An 18,850-nucleotide genomic window follows, 5' to 3' on the forward strand; every position below is an offset into this window, starting at 1 on the left:
ACGGGCCTGGCCCGTCGTTGAGGCATACGACCCCGACCACACACCCGTCCGCACGCGGGAGGCTCTCAGCCCGGCTGCCTGATGCTCTCGATGATTCGGGCGAAGCCCTGCTCTCCATGACCCGCGTCGATCTGGCGCTGGATCAGCCGCTGGACCATGTCGACCACCTCGGAGCTGATGCCCTGGTCGGCACTGGCTGCCAGGAGGTCGTCGAGGTCGGAGAAGGCGAGACTCTGTTGCCCTTCCACGCTGTAGTCCTCGCCGTCGATGACCGCGGCGTATCCCTGGAACTCGCCGGTCATGGCAGTCAGCCAGGGCGCGGCGTGGGCGGCGAACACGCTCGCCGTCACACCGGCCGGGGCGACCATGGCGGCGCCATGCATGAATCCGGCGAACATGACATACATGCTCGCGAGCAGGGCGAGGTCGCAGAGAGACGCCAGCCCCGCGTCCTCACCGAAGTACGTACTGGTTCCCCACAGTTCGAGCAGCGGCTTGTGCTCATCGAAGGCGTCGGCCGATCCGCTGTAGAGGACCGACGCCCCGGGCCGGCCGATCATGTGGGGTACGGCCATGATGCCGCCGTCCAGATACGCGACCCCGGCATCGGCCGCCCAGGCGGCCAACTCCCGTGACTGAGCGGGGGACGTCGTGGTCACGTTGACCAGGGTTCTTCCGGCGAGCTCGCCCGTAAGCGGATCGAGCACCTCGTGGACCGACGCGTGGTCCAGCAGGCATGCGATCACCGATCGGCCTGCCCGGACCGCGTCGCCGGCCGTGGCGGCGACGTCCGCGCCCCGCGCGACGAGGCCGTCCGCCTTCCCCGGTGAGCGGTTCCAGACCGTTGTGGCGCATCCCGCCTTCACAAGGGTGTCCGCGAGGGCGGTGCCCATCGCCCCCAGCCCGAGAACACTCACCCGGACACTGTTGTCAGTCGTCATTCCCGGCGCTCTCCTCCGTGTGTCTCTCCCCTGGGCTCGATCCTCGCCGCAGTCAGTAGAGTTGACCAGTACGGACTAATTGGTCGGGTACTCACCCAGAGGTAAGTACGTCTTGGGGGGCGAATGGCGACATCGGCACGGCGTGGTCCCTACTTCTGCGGCATCGACGCGGCGATGGACGTCGTCAGCGGCAAGTGGAAGTCCCTGATCCTCTGGGAGTTGCACCACTACGGCGTACGCCGGTTCGGCGAGCTTCGGCGCGGTCTGCCGGGTGTCAGCGAGAAGATGCTGATTCAGCATCTGCGGGAGATGGAGGAGGACGGGCTCGTGCACCGTGAGGTGTACCGCGAGGTGCCGCCGAAGGTCGAGTACTCCCTGACGGAGCACGGTGTCTCGCTCAACACCGCCCTGACGTCTCTGGGGAAATGGGGCGCCGAACGCATGGGGCGGATCGGGGCCGAGAAGGTCTCCGTGGACGTTGCCGCGACACCACGGCGATGAAGCGGACAGAGAAGCCGTAGAGGTCGGTGACGCCTGGCACGGCACCTCGCCGCGTTGTCGGAGTCGGCCAAGTACGACTGGTCCATCCACAAGACCGATCCTCCGCCTCGCGATGCACCGCACCAGCCGCCGCCGGCCCCGCCCTGCGGGCGGACGGCGCTACTTCGAAGACACGACCTAGCGCACCTTCCGTGTGGACAGGGCCGGGTAGGGAAGCCGCCCACCTCGGCGGCGAAGGTCGCGACTGGGCGCCCGCGACCACGGCGAGCACCGCTGCCCCGTCCGGGGCTACTCCTCGACCACCGGCCCGCGAGGCGCACTCGCCTGCCAGGCCGTGAACAGGGGCACCTCGCCGGTGCCGTCCAGGACCACCACGCCGAACGGCCGGTCGAAGGCGATCGGCACCACGCGCGGCGGCCGTGCCATGCCTGCCGCCCGCATCACGATCACCGTCACCGCCGCCGCCTCGACGCCCAGTTCGGCGACCTTCACCACCGCTTCCTGGACCACCTTCTCGATCTTGAGCGGTTCCGGCGACAGCGCGGAGAAATCCGCGTGGTCGGTCGTCGCGTACGTCACGCCGAGCGCCGCCAGTTGGGGCGCGATCTCCATCGTCGTACGGAGTTCGAGCCGCGGCAGCGCGAGGGCGATCATCTCGGTGTCGATCGGGACGCGGCGCTCCTCGGGCGCCCACCCGGCGGCGAGGACGTCCGCCGCCCTCGCCCCCTCCTCCCCCAGCACGAACCGCACGCGCACCGCCGACTCGCCACCCTCGCAGCGCAGTTCGACCACATGCGTGCCGTCCACCGTCCATCCGGAGCGCGCACCGAGGTGCTGGTGCATGGTCGGCACCTGACGCACCGATCCGGCCGCGTCCGTGAAGGGCCGGTCGGCGGTGGCACGCCCCTCGAAGGGGGTGGCCCAACGCGCCTTCAGCGCGAGGACGTTGACGAGGGCGAGCAGCGAGTTCTTGTCGATCTCCACCGGCAGTCTCTCGATGAGCCCGCCGGTCGCCTCCCGTACCCACGCGTCGATCTCGGCCGGGTCCATGTGCCCGAAGCCGATGTCGGGCAGCGCTTCCCGATAGGCGCGGTAGACCGGGGTGCGGCTCCATACCCTGGTGGCCACGCCCAGTTGCTCGGTCTCGGCGAGCGCGCGGGCGCTGTCGGTCACGGCCCCGGCGACACCGCCGGCGGCATCCGCCCCGCCGAGCCCCAGCAACGCCTCCAGCTCCCCGGCGGTCTCCCCCCGCGCTCCCGCGGTCACCGCGCCGAGCGCCAGCCACAGCCCGGCGGGCGAACAGACGAAGTCGCCGTCCACTCCGTGCTGTTCACCCTCGCCGCGCACCCGCAGCCATCGCTCGGCGAGCGTCCGCATCGCCCCGGCATGTGTCGTCAGTCCTGTCGCCTGTCCCATGCGTCGACCCTACGACGGGCACACCACCCGCCGGTCAGAGTCCGACCCCCGCTCCGTGCCACGCCGCGGCCAACCGCTCCGCCGTCGCGCTCTGGTCCCACAACCCGGCCGGGTCGTCGGGCATGGCCGCGTCGTAGAGCTCCAGCCGGGCGACCACCGGTATACGACGGAACCAGTCGCGCGCGTCCGCGGCGTCCGCCACCTTCACGCCCAGCGCCCGACGGATCCGCGGTGGCAGGAAGTTGTGCCCGCTGTCCTCGACATGGGGGAGCCCCGCCATGAGCAGGGCAGCTGCGGCCGGGGCGAGCCCGGTCGCCTCGGCGAGCCGCCCGGCCGCGGCGGGATCGAAGGGGACCGGTCCGGCGTGCTCCAGTTCGTCGACCAGCCGGTGCAGCCGCTCGGGCGTGGCCCAGCCTTCGGGCACGGCTCGGGTATCGAGGAACCCGGCGGGGCGTGGCACGGTCCCCCGTCGCAGATAAGCGGCGATGTCCCGGATGCCGTCGTAGTGGGACCGGCCCCACTCCCCGTGAAGCATGGTGATGCTCAGCGGCATCAGTGCGCCGCTCTCCCCGGACAGCGCGGCCGGCTGCTCGCGGCTGTCGAACAGACCACGTTCCAGGCCCGGTTCCGCCAGCGGCGACAGGGCCCAGAACCTCAACAGCCGTGCCAGCGCCCGGCGGTGCGCGGTACCGGTGACGGCGCTCACGGCACGGACCGCGAGACCCCCGACCCGACCGGGTAGCTCGGTCCAGTCGAAGGAGCTGTAGTTGTCCAGCCAGTGCTCCGTCGCGGTCTCCGCGTCGATCGCGCCGGCGAAGAGGGCCGAGGTGAGTTCGATCTGCGTCGCCGTACCGTGGTACCCGCTGTTGTACTGGCTGACCAACCCTTCCAGCGCCCCGCCCAGATCCTCCTCCGACACCTTGATCCGTGCCCGGGGGGACCGCTTCAGCCGGGTGAGGATCAGGTTCCGGTGGGAGATCTGTTCGGTGGCCGCCCGGACACACCCGAGGACACCCCGGAGGAGCAGCGGGTGGCCGACCTCGGGCAGCAGCTTTCCGACAGCCGTGCGCAGCGCGTCCTCGGACGTGGCCGCGGCCGTCAGCAGACGCCGCACGGTGTCCTCGGTGATCTCCCGCAGGGCCCGCGAGCCCGCGGGGTCGCGCGGTGTGAGGAAGTGCCAGAAGGCGGGCGGCGGGATGAGCCGGGTCCCGGCGGCCATCAGGTCGGGCGTGCTGTCCGTCCAGCCGTCGTTCCTCAGCTCCGCCTGCCAGTAGATCTCGCCCGTCTCGGCGTCACGGGCGACGACCGGACGGTATTTGCCGACACCGCCGCTGAGCACCAGCCGCTTCTCGGCGCCCGGCAGATCGAGCAGACCCCAGATCGCGGTGGCGCCGGCTCCGTCGAACTCGCCGTGGACGCCGTCGACACGGTGATAACGGACCTGTCCGGTCACCCTGTCCTCGGCGACCCGCAGACCCACCCGCCTGCCGTCGCTGCCCAGCGGTGACTCCTTGACGCCGTACGGCAGCGGTGCCAGTGAGGAGGACTCGAAGTTCCAGCGCTCGTTCTCGCCCAGGAGGGCCGGGTCGAAGAAGTCCGGCGGACCGTCGTCGGCCAGCTCGCCGGTCGCCAGGTCGACACGGTGCACCCGCGATTGCAGACCGTCGGTGGTGTGCCACCAGAAGTCCCGGCCGTCGTGGAACATATGGCCGTTCGGTCCGACGCGCTCCTCGCGGGGGCCGAGCACCTGATGCCCCATGAACCGCCGGCCGTTCGGCGCCATGAACGTGTATCCGTGCCGGGCCGGTTCGTAGTGGAGCGACTGCCATTTCCCGGGCCGTACGTCGAAGGTCTCGTCCGGTGCGTCCGACCAGTAGTGCCGCTGCCTGCCGTTGATGTAGTGCAGGACGAGGAACTGTCCGTCGGAGAAGCTGACCTCCGGTGTGTGGTGGAATTCGGCCGCTCCGCCCGGCACCCGCAGCCGGTGCTCCGCGATACGGCCACCGGGCCCGATCGCGATGGCCTTCCGGCGATCGTGGACGGTCAGGACGGGCCAGCTCGCCCGGCCCCAGAAGTCCTTGCCCGTCAGCTCGGCGACGGCCTCGTCCAGGGCCGCCCAGCCCAACTCGTCCAGGATTCCCGCGCGCAGCGTACGGGTCAGGGGCGTCACCATGTCGAGGTCCGCGATCCGGTCGGCCAGGTCGGGCGCCTCTCGCAGCATGTCCGCACGGAGGTTGTCCTCCATCCAGCGCAGCGCGAGGGTCACGTCCGCCAGACCGCCCGATCGCGCGCGCCGGACCTGGTCCTCGATGATCGCGCGCAGGACCGGGCGCAGGGCCTTCTCCCGCCACAGCCCGCGGAACTCGTCCCCCTCCTGCGGAACCGACCGGACCAGCACCGGGCCGAACCGTTCGTCGTCGATCAGCGCCTGAAGATTGACATGCGCGGCCCCCCGTGACCCCTGCCAGTTCCTCAACGACGCTTTCGGGCCGGGGTCCTCCACCGGGATCCCCGCGTCCAGACAACGGACCAGGGCCACCGCGTCGATGCTGTAGCTGTCCTCGGGGACGCCTGGGCAAAACCGTACCGGCGTCCCCGCTTCCCGGATCCGGTCCGCCAGTCGGGGCGCCGACCGCAGCAACTCGTCGGGTACGCAAGGGGACGTGGCCCCGCCGTACCGGACGAGCATCGCGGACAGCCACTCGGCCGCGTCACCGGCCAGGTGGTCGAGCGCTCCGGTCTCCTCGAGTACGCCGCACCACCAGGAGTCCATCTCCGAGGGCCGCACCTCGGTCAGCCTCAGGAGCAGCCGCGTCCTCAGTGCCACGGAGGCCCTGATCGCGGGCACCAGCAGCTTGCGCTGTCCCGTCCAGAAACCGTCCGCCGTCCGCCACAGGGCGGGCGTGTCCACCAAGCTCTCCAGCAGCAGCCGGTGCTCGTCGACGACGTCCAGGCCTGCTGCCCCGGCGAGCTTGCCGATCTGCTTGAGCATCTCGGGCCAGGGCGCGAGCCCGCCCGTCGTCCGCCGCAGAGCCAGCTCCCGCAGTTCGCGGTAGGCCTCCAGGGTGTCGGGCCCCTGGGACAGCTCGCCGACGTACGCCTTGATGTCCTTGGCCGACAGGGCTCCGGCCAGTGCGAATTCCAGGAACACCGCGCGTCGGCGGGCCGGATCGACGGCCATGGTGGTGTGCCGGTCGGCGGACCGCGCCCTGCCGAACATCATCGCGCCCTGTTTGTCCCGGCCGGCCGCGAGGAACATCCGGCCGACCTCTTCCCAGAACAGCGGCAGATGGTCGGCGGGGAGCGTCGCCGCGATCCGCTGGAACTCATCGAGCGCGGGGCCCGGCCGGGGGCCGACCAGCCGCCCGGCCCGCGCCATCTCGACGCCCGCCGTCAGCGCCACCGTGCTGTGTGCGGGGTCATGGACCAGCGCCCAGGCCGGATAGCGGAGTGCCGGACGGTGTCCGGCCGCCACGGGCTCCCCCACGTCCGGCGCGGAGTAGCCGAGGTCGGCCAGGATCCGGTCCTCGACGGGCGCGACTGTCCGCCCGGTGAGCCGGATCATGGGGCGCGCGCCCAGCAGCGGGTGGCCGTACCGCCGGGCGGTGATGTCCTCGCCGCCCCGCGTCCCGGGCGGTGCCAGCCCTGCCGCCAGTGCCGCGGCGTTCGCTGCGTCCGCGCCGAGGCTCGCGTTCACGTCATGCGTATCGGCGTCATGCGTCTTCACGTCGTGCGTGTTGGCGTTGTGCGTGTTCGCGTCGTGCGTGTTCGCGTCGTGCGTCATCGGTCTTCGGTCCCCCGTGGATCAGTGTGAATCAGTGTGGATCTGTTCCGCCGTACACGATCTCCGCCATCCGACGGCCTTCGGACCAGGCCACCGGCCCCAACTCGCCCAGCGGCACCGGCCGTTCCGCAGCATCGACCCACAGAAGTCTCCCGGCCTTCTCGGACGGTCCGGGCTCCCCGCTTCCCACCCAGCAGCGCGCCTCCACCGTCACGCCGAGGTCGGTCGTCCCCAGCACGGCGAATCCACCGCGCACATCGAAGCCGTTCGCGACTGCGCGCGACCGGGCGCCCCCGGCCTCCTCGGCGCGCTCGTCCCCGTCCGCGTCGATGCCGGTGGCCCCGGGATCGATTCCCTCCCGCGGACGGTGAACCGAACGGCTCACCTGCTCGACCCCCTGGGTGACACCGAGCTCCTCCAGAAGGCCCCGCCACGGGGCGAGATCGTCCAGCAGGACGGGGTGCGCCGGCGTCACGGGCGAAGTGACCGGCGCCTCGTACGGCGCGCCGTCCGCCTCCCGTACGCGCACCTGTCCGTCCTCGGACACCTCCTCCAGCAGTCCCACCCGGCCGTCGACCCGCACCACCAGATACCGCAGACACGCCCGCCAGCCGGGATCCGGCCACACCTGTGCGAGGAGCGCGGCGGGGACCGGTGTCCCGCCCAGCAGCCACGACTCGACGGTGGCCCGGCACTCCTTCTCGTGCCCGGCCAACTGCTCGCGCAGCGCGTTGAACCGCTCCCCGACCGGGCTTCTCCGAACGGCCGACGGGACAGATCTCAGAAGCCGGCCGTCGGTCTTCCGGCATCTCAGATCCATGCCGTCCAGGGCCAGTTCGTGGCCGTAGATCGCGGGCACCCACGCGAGTGGAGTCGTCGTCATGCCCTCGACTCTGCCAGGCCCCACTGACAACGGGCTGGCAGCCGCCTCACGCTCGACCGCTCCGACCCGGAGGCTCTGGCCGCGTTCTACCGGCGAGCCGGGCACAAGAAACCGCCGGACGGGCCGCAATCGGCCCGTCCGGCGATCGAGGTCGGCCGTGTCCCAACACGGCTTCCTCGGCTTCTCAGATCCGGAGCAGCCGCTCCGTGACCTCGCGATAGGTCCGCAGCGCGAGCCGCAGATCCTCTGTGTCGGCCGTAGACGTGCCGTTCTTCCCGCCGCCCGCGTCCCAGCTGTCGCGCAGATGGCGGGGCCGTTCGGCGAGGGCCGTCGTAAGGCGCTTGGCCGTCTCCTCCAGTACGCCCGCCGCTTCCTCGACCGAGCGCCTGGGCCCGTCGATGAAGGTGGACAGGGCTTCCTGGAGTCGCAGGTTCAGCTTGTCGCACTCGTCCTGGGGAATCAGCCGGGGCGTCTGCGCGGGGGTGGACTCCGGCGCCCGGCCGGGCGCCGTCTCACGCGCGGGCGTGCTCCCCGTCCTCGGGTCCCGCGCCTCCTCGGGATGCACCGGGTGCACCGGGTCCTGGACCGGACCCGCGAACGGATCCCTCTCCGGCTCCGGCTCCCTCGCCGTCACGGGCGCCGACTTGGGCGGCGTCGCGGACGCTGTGCCCGGCGGCGTCACGGGAGGCGCGACGGGCGGTGCGACGGGCGGCGGTGTCGTGGGCCTCGCGGGCCGGCGCTCCGCGTCGCGGCCGACACCGACACCGGTACCGGCAGCGGCAGCCGGATCGGACTCGGACAGCGGCACGACGGGCGTCGCGGGCTTGCTTCCGCGCTCGCTCCTGAGCGCCCGCTCCACCTTGCCGGCCGTCGTCCGCCGGTCCTTCTCGCGCTCCGGCCCGGCGGCACCGGCGCCACCGACGTCCTTCGTGTCCTTCGCGTCCTTGGCCTCATACGGGTCGTACGTCATCACACGCCACTTCCTTTGGGCCTCAGTGCGGCATTCCGGCCGGGGATACCGGGACGGTGCCGAGGGCTGTCCTCCTTGGAGTCCAGGACCAGCCGCTCGAAAAGCTGACGCGCCTGGACCATCGCCTCGCGCAGTTCCTCGGTGCTCGCGTCATGGCCCGCTTCGGAGGCCGCGTGGTGCACCCGGCGGTATCCGTCCACCTGGTGCGCGTGGTGCACGGAGAGGGCGTCGATGTGCTGGGAGTGCTCGCCCGCGTCCGGGAAACCGCGGTCGGAGGCCAGCCGGGCGATCAGCTTGTCGGCCTCCACGACGGCCTGTCGCGGGGAGTCGACGAAACGCTCCTGGAGACCTGCCCAGTGGGCGACGTACTGGTCGCGCGCTTCGGTGGGCAGGGGGCTCGGACGCAGGTCGCCGTGGCGCCTGACCCGCTCGGTCAGCTCGTTCTCGGCGGCTTTGGTGTCACCGTGGTGCCGGTTGACGGCGCGTTCGTACTCGGGGCCGAATCGCCGCTTCAGCCCGGTGCGTCCGCCACCCTTGCCGGTCCCGTACAGGACGGCGGCGACAGCGACGGCGATCACCACGATCAGCGCGACGACGATCAGGACAGTGGACATGGTGGCCTTCCTGGATTCGACTCGTGTCTGGTGAACCGGTATCTGGTGAACGGGCGCCTCGATGAATCGGGTTGCCCGGAATCGGCCGTCCAAACAGCACGGGTCCCGGCCGGGAAGATGACCATGGGCCGGGACGCCCCGCAGGCACCGTGTCCCCGGCGTTTCACACCGCGTGATCGCCGCGCGGCTCCCCGTCGGGCCGTTCGGCGTCCGATCCGCACAACTCGGCGCTCAACTCCCGTACCAGCTCGGTCAGATCGGTCGGCCGGTCCGGCCCCCACCAGTCGCCCAGCATCTCCGCCAGCGACTGCTCCCGCGCCCGCGCCAGCACCTCCGCGACCTCCAGGCCGTGTGCGGTGAGGACCAGTCCCACGCCGTCGCGGCGGACCAGGCCGCGTTCCTCGATCTGCCGGGACGCGTCGTTGACGACCGTCAGCGGTACGGGGGTGGTGTCGGCCAGGAGTGCGGGCTCGACCATCCCGTGCCGTTTGATGCGCAGCAGCATCCAACTGGCCGCCGGGTGCAGGTCGTACCCCGACTTCTCGGTGATCGTCTCGTAGATCCGCCGGCGTCCTTCACGGGTGCCGAGCACGGAGAGCATGCGGGCGCACTCGTCGCGCGAGGAGCGTTCGACCGGGTTGCTGGCCAGGGTCTCGCTGGCCTCGGAGGCGGTGACCGAGCCGCGCAGCTTGTCCTCCTTGAGGAACCAGGCGACGACGAAGGCCACCAGGACGACGGGCACGGCGTACAGGAAGACGCTGGTGATCGACGACGAGTACGCGTCGAGCACCCCGGACCGCAGCGCGGGCGGCAGTCCGCCGACGGACCGGGGGTCGGCGGCGAGGTCCCCGGCGCTCATGCCGGGCGGGAGCCGCTGTCCGGCGAGTGAGTCGGTGAGTTTGTTCCTGAGCAGGTTGGTGAAGATGGTGCCGAAGATGGCGACACCGAACGAGGCGCCGATGGAGCGGAAGAAGGTCGCGCCGGAGGTGGCGACGCCCAGGTCCTCGTAACGGACGGAGTTCTGCGCGACCAGTACGAGCACCTGCATGACGAGTCCGAGGCCCGCGCCGAAGACGAAGAAGTACGCGCTCATCTCCCAGGTGCCGCTGTTCACCTCCAACTGGTGGAGCAGCAGCAGTCCGATCGCGATGATGCCCGTGCCGGCGATCGGGAAGACCTTCCAGCGGCCGGTACGGCTGACGATCTGGCCCGACACGGTGGAGGTGAGCAGCAGCCCGAACACCATCGGCAGCATGTGCACACCGGACAGGGTGGGTGACACGCCCTGCACGATCTGGAGGAACGTCGGCAGATAGGTCATGGCGCCGAACATGGCGAAACCGACGATGAAACTGATGACGCAGACGAGCGAGAAGGTCCTGATGGTGAAGAGGCCGAGGGGCAGTACGGGCTCCGCGGCCCGCCGCTCCACCCGGATGAAGCAGACCAGCAGGATCACGGCGAGGACGGCGAGGCCGATGATCTGGGCGGAGCCCCAGGACCAGGTGGTGCCGCCGAGCGAGGCGACGAGGACCAGACAGGTGGCGACGGAGGCGATGAGGAAGGTGCCGAGGTAGTCGATGGTGTGCTTGGTGGAGCGCACCGGGATGTGCAGGACGGCGGCGATGACGGCCAGGGCGACGACACCGATGGGCAGATTGATGTAGAAGACCCAGCGCCAGCTCAGATGCTGGGTGAACAGTCCGCCGAGCAGCGGTCCGAGGACGCTGGTGGCGCCGAAGACGGCGCCGAACAGGCCCTGGTACTTGCCGCGTTCGCGCGGCGAGACGATGTCGCCGACGATCGCCATCGACAGCACGATGAGCCCGCCGCCGCCGAGGCCCTGGAGGGCCCGGAAGATGATGAGTTCGGCCATGCTCTGGGAGATTCCGCAGAGGGCCGAGCCGATGAGGAAGATGACGATCGCCGTCTGGAAGAGTCTTTTGCGGCCGTACTGGTCGCCGAGCTTGCCCCACAGCGGGGTGGCGGCGGTCGAGGCGAGCAGATACGCGGTGACGACCCAGGACAGATGGTCGAGGCCGCCGAGGTCGCTGGCGATGGTGGGCAGCGCGGTGGAGACGATGGTCTGGTCGAGAGCGGCGAGCAGGAGACCGAGCAGCAGAGCACCGATCGACACGAAGATGGTCCGCCGGCTCCGGCCCTCGCCCGGTGCGGGACTCGTGGGCGGGGTGCTCACTTCCTGAGCCATCGGCATCTCCTCGGGTCTACGCCTGCACCCATCCTCATTGCTCTGCCCGTGTATGGCCTGTTATGTCCTGCCGAACGCGGTCGCGGACGGCGGTCGGCGGACGTGGCGGTCGGCCGCGCGGGGGCGGGCTGCATAATCGCTGACAGCCCAAGGGAGGGGACCCACGTTGACCGGACAGCACTGTCCCGAATGCGGTACGCCGCGGGACGCCTACGGCCGATCGGGCGCCGGCTGCGACTGCCCTGAGCGGGCGGCGACAGCGGCGGCCGAGGGCTTCGACCCACTGCGGATACGCCCGTATGTGGCGTTGGAGGACCCGAACGGCGCCGTGCCGTCCATCCCGCCGCCGCCGTCACCACCGCCGCCGCACGACGCCGCACCGTCCATCCCGCCGCCTCCGCCGCTGTACGGCGGCGACCGGTCGGAGGGCAGTGATCCCGCCGAGACGATGCAGCTGTCGCTGCCGGGGCTGCGGACGACGGGGGCGCGTCCGGCGGTCGATCCGGAGCGTAAGGGCGGGCGCAGGACGTTCGCGATGGTGGCCTTGACGGCGGCGGCCGTGGCGGTGATCGGCACGGCGTCGTTCGCCGGGGGCCTGTTCACCGGCGACGGCGGAGGGGACGAGGCGACCTCCGATCTGAATTCGGGGCCGGCGACGGCGAGCGCGGAACCGGATCCGTCGGTGTCCACCACGAAGTCGGGGTCGGCGTCGGCGAGCGCGTCCGCGAGTGCGTCCGCGTCGAAGCCGGCCTCGAGCGCGCCACCGTCGCCGGCCGCGGAACCCCCGGCGCCGAGCCGGGCCCAGACGAAGGCGCCGGCGCCGGACGCTGCGGCGACGACCAAGGACGCGGGGCCGGGTCTGCGGCGTGGGGACAGCGGCCCGGAGGTCGAGGAGCTTCAGCGCAGGCTGTCGGAGGTCTGGCTGTACAACGACGGGTACGACGGCCAGTACAGCGACCGCGTGGAGGCAGCGGTCCGTATCTACCAGTCGTACAAGAGCATCGAGGGCGACCCGAGCGGTGTGTACGGGCCCAACACCCGGCGCGCGCTGGAGGCGGAGACCAGCGGGCAGGGCCGGGAGCAGGGCGGGGGCGGGCCAGGCGGCGGACCGGGTGGAAACGGGCCCGGCGGCAACGGACCGGGCCGCGGAGAGGACTGGCGGGACTGACGCCGCCGGCCGCGCAGCCGGGACCGACCGCACACCGGGGGGACCGAGGGGAGGGGGCCGGGGTGGCGGGACCCCTCCCCCACTTTGTATATTCATTAAACAAAGCGGTTCCCGTCCGTGTCCCTGACCGGCGGGCGGGAGCCGTTCTTGTCTGTGCTCTCCCCCTGCTTGGAGTCCGCCGATGCCGGCCAACGCCCCGACCACGACGACATCCGTCCTGACCGCCCGCGCGCTACTGCTCGACATGGACGGGACCCTCGTCAACTCCGACGCCGTCGTCGAACGCTGCTGGCGCCGCTGGGCGATCGAGCACGGCCTGGACCCGGAGGAGGCCCTGAAGGTCGTCCACGGCCGCCAGGGCTATCTGACGATGGCGGTGCTGCTGCCGGACCGGCCGATGGAGCAGAACCTCGCCGACAACCGCGTGATGCTCGCCCAGGAGACGGCGGACCTGGACGGGGTCGTCCCCATCACCGGCGCGCCCGCGTTCATGGCGGCGATCGCGGCACTGCCGCACGCCCTGGTGACCTCGGCGGACGAGGCCCTCGCCACGGCGCGCCTGACCGCGTCCGGCCTCCCGATCCCCCGAACGCGCGTGACGGCCGAACACGTCTCCGCGAGCAAGCCGGACCCGGAGGGCTTCCTGAAGGCCGCCGCGGAACTGGGCGTCGACCCGGCGGACTGCCTGGTCCTGGAGGACTCCGACGCGGGCATCACGGCGGCGTTCGCGGCGGGGATGCGGGTGCTGGGAGTGGGCCCGCGGGCGGCGGCCCTGTCCCCGACCGCCCACACCCATGACCTCACGGACGTCAGGGTGACGTCGCTCCCGGACGGCACGATCCGGATCCACGTCGGCGGCTGACGCCGGGGGGGGCGGCTCCGGAGCGCCGGGCGGCGGCCAGGTGCTTGCGGTGAAGCGCCGGGCGGACCGACCTGACGTCCGCCGCTCTAGGGTCTGTCGTTTGGATCAGGCCGGATCAGGGAGTGGGGTCTGGTGCGTGCGAGCGCAAGGCGGAGGAGGGAGACAACGCGGAGCGTTGGCGACCGACGACAACGCGGCGGGCGTGCGTGCCAGGGACCGCGAGCCCGGCAAGATCCGAACGACAGGCCCTAGGCCTCCTCCCGATGCACCCGCCCCCTGGCCACCAACTCCAGCACCACGCTCACCGCCACCGCCTGCACCGCCATCAGCGCGACCAGCACGAACAGTTGCACCGCCCCCGCGTGCAACGGCGAAGCGCCCCCCAGCAGCATGCCGACGAAGGCACCCGGCAGCGTGACGAGCCCCACCGTCCGCGTCTGGTCGAGCCCCGGCAGCAGCGCGTCGGCGGCGGCCGGCCGCGCCACCTCCAGCCGGGCGTCCCGCTCGGGCAGACCGATCGCGAACCCGGCCTCCACCTCGCCCCGGCGCGCGCCGAGTTCGTCCAGCGCGCGCCGCCCGCCGAGCACCGTCGCCGTGAGCGCGCCGCCGATGAGGATGCCGGTGACGGGGATCAGGGCGATGCCCTTGACCGGCAGAAGCCCGGTGAGGAGCAGCGCCACGACCACCGGCGCCACCCCCGCCCCGATGGGCACCGCGGCCCACCACCACGTCCCGTTCGCCGTGATGCGGCGCCCGGCGGTGCGTACCGCCACCGCGTACATGAGCACGACGAAGGCCGCCAGCGCCGCCAGGGACCCGACGACCCATCCGATCACCAGGGAGACCGCGCCGAGTTGGACCGCCGCGCGCACCCCCGCCGTCGCGATCTCCCGTGCCCGTCCGAGATGCGCGAGCGCCGCGGTACCGGCCGCGGCGACGAGCAGGACGGCCAGGACGACCCCGAACGTGACATCGACTCTCAGCAGCATGTGCCCGACCGACCCTGATCCATGGCGGACATTTTTGCCTCTCCGTCAGATAACTCCCACTCACGGGGCATTGACACTGCCGAAGTCCGAGTTCGGAAGCCCCAAAGCTCTTGATGTGACGTGCCCATGTCGTCACCCTGTTACCTGGCGCCCACCTCGCGGCAATCCGGCGCCACCACCATGGCCTTCGGGCCCCGACCCCACAACGGTTTCCGAACGGTCAGCTTTCCCCCCACGACAAGGGAGTTCGCATGTCTGGTATCTACGCGCGTCAAGCCCGTCCCGCCCGCCGAATAGCCGTCATGGCCGCCTCCGCCGCCTTCATCTCGGCCACGGCGCTGCTCGTCGCCCCGTCCCCCGCCCAGGCGTCCCCGCCCACGCCCATCGCCGCCTCCACCGCGCGCACTTACCTCGGTCAGCTGACCGTGCGCGCCGAGGGCTCCACCAGTGGCTACAGCCGCGACCTGTTCCCGCACTGGATCACCCAGTCCGGCGCCTGCGACACCCGCGAGACCGTGCTCAAGCGGGACGGTTCGAACGTCGTGACGAACTCCAGCTGTGCGGCGACGAGCGGCAGTTGGTACTCCGAGTACGACGGCGCCACCTGGACCGCCGCCAGTGACGTGGACATCGACCACATGGTGCCGCTCGCCGAGGCGTGGACCTCCGGCGCCAGCGGCTGGTCGACCGCCCAGCGCCAGACCTTCGCCAACGACCTCAGCCAGCCGCAGCTGATCGCGGTCACGGACAACGTCAACCAGTCCAAGAGCGACCGCGACCCGGCGGAGTGGATGCCGCCGAGCGCCTCGTACCACTGCATGTACGCCCGCATGTGGGTGGACGTGAAGCACCACTACAACCTGACCGTCGACTCGGCGGAGAAGACCAAGCTCCAGAGCGTCCTGAACGGCTGCTGAGCGAGCACGGCCGAGCCGACCGCGCTCGACATCACAGACCGGAACCTGGTCGGCCCCCTCCGTCGTTCCGTACCGTACGGGGCGACGGAGGAGGCACCATGACCGGGCTGCGCCTGGGACCACTGCTGCGCTATGTCGACGGGGAATCCGCCGGCACGGCCACGATCTGGGTCGAGACGGACGGGCCGTGCACGGCCGAGATCCGCTGCGAGGGCGGCGCGTACGGCTCGTCGCGCACGTTCCTGATCGCCGGGCACCACTACGCCCTGATCCCGGTGACGGGGCTGGCCCCGGGCACCGCGGTCGCGTACGAGGTACTGCTGGACGAGCGCCGCGTCTGGCCGCCCGAGGACTCGACGTTCCCGCCGAGCGTGATCCGTACACCGGCCGCGTTCACCCCGGAAACCCGGACGGACCCCGCCGGGAGCGCCGGGACCGCCGCGCACGCCGGGACGGCCCCCGCGCCCGAGCTCCGCGTCTCCTTCGGTTCCTGCCGCTGGGCCTCCGCGCCGGTCGGCGAGCCCGACCCTGTCGGACCCGACGCCCTCCACACGCTCGCCGCGACCCTCGCGGCCGACCCCGCAGCCGTACGCCCCGACGTCCTGCTCCTGCTCGGCGATCAGGTGTACGCCGACGAGACGTCGAAGGCCACCCGCCGCTGGCTGGCCGACCGCCGCGATCTGTCCGAACCGCCGGGCGCGGAGGTCGCCGACTACGAGGAGTACACCCGCCTCTACGACGAGTCGTGGAGCGACCCCAAGGTCCGCTGGCTGCTCTCGACCGTCCCGAGCTGCATGATCTTCGACGACCACGACGTGATAGACGACTGGAACACCAGCGCGTCCTGGGTGGCCGAGATGCGTACGAAGCCGTGGTGGCGGGAGCGCATCCTGAGCGGCCTGATGTCGTACTGGGTGTATCAGCACCTCGGCAATCTCTCCCCCGCCGAGCTCGCGACGGACAAGCTGTACGCCGCCGTGCGGGGGGAGGCGGACGGCACCGACCGGCTGCGGGAGTTCGCCGCCGAGGCCGACGCCGATCCGGCCTGTGTGCGCTGGAGTTATCGGCGCGACTTCGGCCGGACGCGGCTGCTGATGGTCGACTCGCGGGCGGCCCGTGTGCTGGAGGAGGGACAGCGGGAAATGCTGGACGCGGAGGAGGCGCGCTGGGTCCGTGACCAGGCGCTGACCGATCCCGGCGAGCGTGACCATCTCCTCATCGGCACCTCCCTGCCCTGGCTGCTGCCGCCGCTGGTGCATGACGCGGAGAGCTGGAACGCCGCGCTGGCCCGTGGCGAGCGCGGAAAGCGGTGGGCGCGTTTTGGCGAGGCTCTGCGCCGCAGGGCGGATCTGGAGCACTGGGCGGCGTTCCCCACGTCGTTCGAGAAGCTGGCGGGGCTGATCGCCGAGGCGGGCGTGGGGCCCGACGCGCCGGCGACGGTCTGTGTGCTGTCGGGCGATGTGCACCACGCGTACGTCGCCGAGCCGGTCTGGCGCACGGGGCAGCCCCGGTCGCGGGTCGTCCAGCTCACCTGCTCCCCCGTGCACAACTCCATCCCGCTCTCGATCCGCCTCGGCTTCCGGTTCGGCTGGAGCAGGGTGGGCCGGCGCCTGGGACGCGCCTTCGCCCGGCACGGCCGGGTGGACGCGCCGTCCGTCAGGTGGGGGAAGACCGGTGGCCCCTGGTTCGGTAACCAGCTGATGACGCTGACGTTGCGGGGACGCGCGGCGCGACTGAGTCTGGTCCAGGCGCAGACACGGGACGGCGAGCCGGAGGCGGGGGCGCGGCTCGTGACCGTCGACGAACGGGAACTGGCCTCCGAGTGACGCCCGGGTGACCTCGAAGCCCCTCGAAGCCGTCAACTCGCCCCGGTTGACGGCTTTTTACCGTCCCTCGACCCGCTATGCCCGGTTCCTCCGTACCGGCCATTGGTCCGCGCATGCCGTACCGAATGGGATCTCCGTCGCAGTCGCGACAAGTCGATCGGAAACCGCAGGTCACAGGAGTCGGGTCGGATTCGCTCCGGAGAACGGACCGGGGGCCGAGAAAAGCCCGTCCGCCGGATGTTGAACTTGCAAGCATTCCTTAGGGCTGCCTAACGTGAAGGTTCTCGTCGGTTACGTCCCGAACCGAAGGAGCCCCACCCCCCCATGTACACACGTCTCGATCATGCGCAGCCGTACGCCCTCGGACTCTTCCGAATGGTGATCGGACTGCTCTTCGCCTGCCACGGCGCCGCGACACTCTTCGGCGTCCTCGGCAAGGAAGCCCTCCAGGCCGGCGCCTGGCCCGGCTGGTACGCGGCGGTCATCCAGCTCGTAGGAGGCAGCCTGGTCCTCCTCGGCCTGGGAACCAGGGTCGCCGCGTTCCTGGCCTCGGGTTCCATGGCCTACGCGTACTTCAACGTCCACCAGCCCGACGGGCTGTTCCCCATGGAGAACGGCGGTGAAGCCTCGGCGATCTTCTGCTGGGCATTCCTGCTGATCGTCTTCAACGGCCCCGGCGCACTCTCGCTGGACCGGCTCATCGGCGCGCGCGGCACACGCGAGCCGGAGCGCCGGGATCAGCCCACGGCGGTGACCGTCTGACCCACACCCGGACGGCCGGTCCGGCCGGTCGAGCGGCACACGGCGCCCGGATCCCGTTTCGACGGGGTCCGGGCGCCCGTGCGTGGGCAAGACTCGGCGCACACCCACATTCGGCCATTCCCGGATCTCGGCCATTGAAGAAACAGGAGGTGGACAACACCCGCCCCGTGGGAAGGTGGTCCACCACACAGGCGTACGCTGTATGGCTGACAGCCGCCCCCGAGTTCGCCTCGCGCGAGGGGGTCGGCGGTCACGGGGGTACGAGGCCGGGGGATTTCGGCTTCGTTACGGAAACGGGGAATGTAAAAGTGCTGGAGAGTCTGGGCGCGCTGACCGGCAGCCCATGGATCTACGCCGTGGTGGCGCTCTCCGTGCTTCTGGACGTGTTCCTGCCCGTGCTGCCCAGCGGCGTCCTGGTGATCACGACCGCCACGGCGGCGGCAGCGGGGACCTCGGCGGTCGCCGACGCGGCCGGCAAGGTGTCGCACGTGGCGCATGTGCCGCAGGAAGTGCCTTCGCTGCTCGTACTGATGGTGTGCGCGGCCGTCGCCTCCGTGATCGGTGACTTCGTCGCGTACCGCCTCGCCTGGCGGGGCGGGGACCGGCTGGCCCGCGCGATCGCGCGCTCACGCCGGCTGACCACCGCGCAGGAACGCCTCGGCGCGGCCCTCACCGGCGGCGGGATCCTCGTCGTGATCGCGCGTTTCGTACCGGCGGGCCGTTCGGTCGTCTCACTGAGCGCGGGCGCCGCACATCGCAAGGTGAAGGAGTTCCTGCCCTGGTCGGCGCTGGCGGCCGTGGCGTGGACGGGGTACAGCGTGGGCCTCGGCTACTTCGGTGGCCAGTGGCTGGGCGCGAGCTGGTTCGGCGCGGCGGTGTCCGTGCTGGCGCTGTTCGCGGCGGGGACGGTGGCGGCCTACATCGTCCGCCGCCCGTCACGCCGACGCGACGCCGCGCGGGAGAAGACAGCTACGCCGACGCCGGCACCGTCACCGGCGGTCTGAGGCC

Annotated in this window: 15 protein-coding genes; 7 read left to right on the forward strand and 8 right to left on the reverse strand. The window is 71.3% G+C overall.

The annotated features are described in order from the left end of the window. Positions 1–65 precede the first annotated feature (65 nt). Entirely contained in the window at positions 66–941 is an 876-nt protein-coding gene (locus tag ACFWHU_RS07560; protein ID WP_387224300.1) for an NAD(P)-dependent oxidoreductase, read from the reverse strand. 123 nt (positions 942–1,064) lie between these two features. Here ACFWHU_RS07560 and ACFWHU_RS07565 point away from each other — a divergent pair, with 123 nt between their 5' ends. Beyond that, positions 1,065–1,442, forward strand: a complete 378-nt coding sequence (locus ACFWHU_RS07565) for a winged helix-turn-helix transcriptional regulator (RefSeq protein ID WP_385792891.1) — start codon at positions 1,065–1,067, stop codon at positions 1,440–1,442. Between the two features lie 288 nt (positions 1,443–1,730). Here the strand turns inward: ACFWHU_RS07565 and ACFWHU_RS07570 are convergent, their stop codons facing one another. From ACFWHU_RS07570 to ACFWHU_RS07595, 6 genes are all read right to left on the reverse strand, one after another. After that, positions 1,731–2,858 (reverse strand): serpin family protein, encoded by a 1,128-nt coding sequence (locus ACFWHU_RS07570; RefSeq protein ID WP_387224303.1) that lies wholly within the window; start codon positions 2,856–2,858, stop codon positions 1,731–1,733. 34 nt (positions 2,859–2,892) lie between these two features. Beyond that, entirely contained in the window at positions 2,893–6,642 is a 3,750-nt protein-coding gene (locus ACFWHU_RS07575) for a hypothetical protein (protein WP_387224304.1), read from the reverse strand. 31 nt (positions 6,643–6,673) lie between these two features. Next, a complete protein-coding gene (locus ACFWHU_RS07580; protein WP_387224306.1) occupies positions 6,674–7,525 on the reverse strand; it encodes a DUF4132 domain-containing protein in 852 nt (283 codons plus the stop codon). Between the two features lie 184 nt (positions 7,526–7,709). After that, positions 7,710–8,495, reverse strand: coding sequence for a hypothetical protein (locus ACFWHU_RS07585; protein ID WP_387224307.1), 786 nt, complete (start codon positions 8,493–8,495; stop codon positions 7,710–7,712). After that, complete coding sequence (locus ACFWHU_RS07590; RefSeq protein ID WP_385792882.1) at positions 8,495–9,109, reverse strand: hypothetical protein; 615 nt, start codon at positions 9,107–9,109, stop codon at positions 8,495–8,497. Before ACFWHU_RS07590 ends, ACFWHU_RS07585 begins: the two co-directional genes overlap by 1 nt. A 163-nt stretch (positions 9,110–9,272) precedes the next feature. After that, positions 9,273–11,318, reverse strand: coding sequence for a DHA2 family efflux MFS transporter permease subunit (locus ACFWHU_RS07595; protein WP_385792881.1), 2,046 nt, complete (start codon positions 11,316–11,318; stop codon positions 9,273–9,275). Between the two features lie 166 nt (positions 11,319–11,484). Between ACFWHU_RS07595 and ACFWHU_RS07600 the strand changes: the two genes are divergently transcribed. Both ACFWHU_RS07600 and ACFWHU_RS07605 read left to right on the forward strand, forming a co-directional pair. Then, a complete protein-coding gene (locus ACFWHU_RS07600) occupies positions 11,485–12,486 on the forward strand; it encodes a peptidoglycan-binding protein (RefSeq protein ID WP_387224308.1) in 1,002 nt (333 codons plus the stop codon). A 181-nt stretch (positions 12,487–12,667) separates the two neighbouring features. Then, entirely contained in the window at positions 12,668–13,348 is a 681-nt protein-coding gene (locus ACFWHU_RS07605) for an HAD-IA family hydrolase (protein ID WP_387224309.1), read from the forward strand. 248 nt (positions 13,349–13,596) lie between these two features. On the opposite strand, the gene ACFWHU_RS07610 is transcribed toward ACFWHU_RS07605, so the two are convergent. Then, positions 13,597–14,337, reverse strand: a complete 741-nt coding sequence (locus ACFWHU_RS07610; protein WP_387224310.1) for an ABC transporter permease — start codon at positions 14,335–14,337, stop codon at positions 13,597–13,599. Positions 14,338–14,588: 251 nt separating this feature from the next. On the opposite strand from ACFWHU_RS07610, the gene ACFWHU_RS07615 reads away from it, so the two are divergent. The 4 genes from ACFWHU_RS07615 to ACFWHU_RS07630 all read left to right on the forward strand — a co-directional run bounded on the left by ACFWHU_RS07615 (position 14,589) and on the right by ACFWHU_RS07630 (position 18,846). Further along, positions 14,589–15,254, forward strand: a complete 666-nt coding sequence (locus ACFWHU_RS07615) for an HNH endonuclease family protein (RefSeq protein WP_385792877.1) — start codon at positions 14,589–14,591, stop codon at positions 15,252–15,254. A gap of 98 nt (positions 15,255–15,352) precedes the next feature. Then, positions 15,353–17,080: an alkaline phosphatase D family protein gene (locus ACFWHU_RS07620; protein WP_385792876.1), complete on the forward strand. Its 1,728-nt coding sequence runs from the start codon at positions 15,353–15,355 to the stop codon at positions 17,078–17,080. Between the two features lie 324 nt (positions 17,081–17,404). After that, a complete protein-coding gene (locus ACFWHU_RS07625) occupies positions 17,405–17,842 on the forward strand; it encodes a DoxX family protein (RefSeq protein WP_385792875.1) in 438 nt (145 codons plus the stop codon). Between the two features lie 308 nt (positions 17,843–18,150). After that, complete coding sequence (locus ACFWHU_RS07630) at positions 18,151–18,846, forward strand: DedA family protein (protein WP_387224311.1); 696 nt, start codon at positions 18,151–18,153, stop codon at positions 18,844–18,846. Positions 18,847–18,850: the final 4 nt, after the last annotated feature.

It is taken from the genome of Streptomyces sp. NPDC060366, from assembly GCF_042725135.1.
GTDB lineage: Bacteria > Actinomycetota > Actinomycetes > Streptomycetales > Streptomycetaceae > Streptomyces.

Bases quoted from the DNA above. Each gene is read 5' to 3' on its own strand.
- ACFWHU_RS07585 (WP_387224307.1), bottom strand. From the start codon at position 8,495: ATGACGTACGACCCGTATGAGGCCAAGGACGCGAAGGACACGAAGGAC.
- ACFWHU_RS07560 (WP_387224300.1), bottom strand. From the start codon at position 941: ATGACGACTGACAACAGTGTCCGGGTGAGTGTTCTCGGGCTGGGGGCG.
- ACFWHU_RS07625 (WP_385792875.1), top strand. From the start codon at position 17,405: ATGTACACACGTCTCGATCATGCGCAGCCGTACGCCCTCGGACTCTTC.
- ACFWHU_RS07615 (WP_385792877.1), top strand. From the start codon at position 14,589: ATGTCTGGTATCTACGCGCGTCAAGCCCGTCCCGCCCGCCGAATAGCC.
- ACFWHU_RS07570 (WP_387224303.1), bottom strand. From the start codon at position 2,858: ATGGGACAGGCGACAGGACTGACGACACATGCCGGGGCGATGCGGACG.
- ACFWHU_RS07565 (WP_385792891.1), top strand. From the start codon at position 1,065: ATGGCGACATCGGCACGGCGTGGTCCCTACTTCTGCGGCATCGACGCG.
- ACFWHU_RS07595 (WP_385792881.1), bottom strand. From the start codon at position 11,318: ATGGCTCAGGAAGTGAGCACCCCGCCCACGAGTCCCGCACCGGGCGAG.
- ACFWHU_RS07580 (WP_387224306.1), bottom strand. From the start codon at position 7,525: ATGACGACGACTCCACTCGCGTGGGTGCCCGCGATCTACGGCCACGAA.
- ACFWHU_RS07620 (WP_385792876.1), top strand. From the start codon at position 15,353: ATGACCGGGCTGCGCCTGGGACCACTGCTGCGCTATGTCGACGGGGAA.
- ACFWHU_RS07605 (WP_387224309.1), top strand. From the start codon at position 12,668: ATGCCGGCCAACGCCCCGACCACGACGACATCCGTCCTGACCGCCCGC.
- ACFWHU_RS07610 (WP_387224310.1), bottom strand. From the start codon at position 14,337: ATGCTGCTGAGAGTCGATGTCACGTTCGGGGTCGTCCTGGCCGTCCTG.
- ACFWHU_RS07575 (WP_387224304.1), bottom strand. From the start codon at position 6,642: ATGACGCACGACGCGAACACGCACGACGCGAACACGCACAACGCCAAC.
- ACFWHU_RS07590 (WP_385792882.1), bottom strand. From the start codon at position 9,109: ATGTCCACTGTCCTGATCGTCGTCGCGCTGATCGTGGTGATCGCCGTC.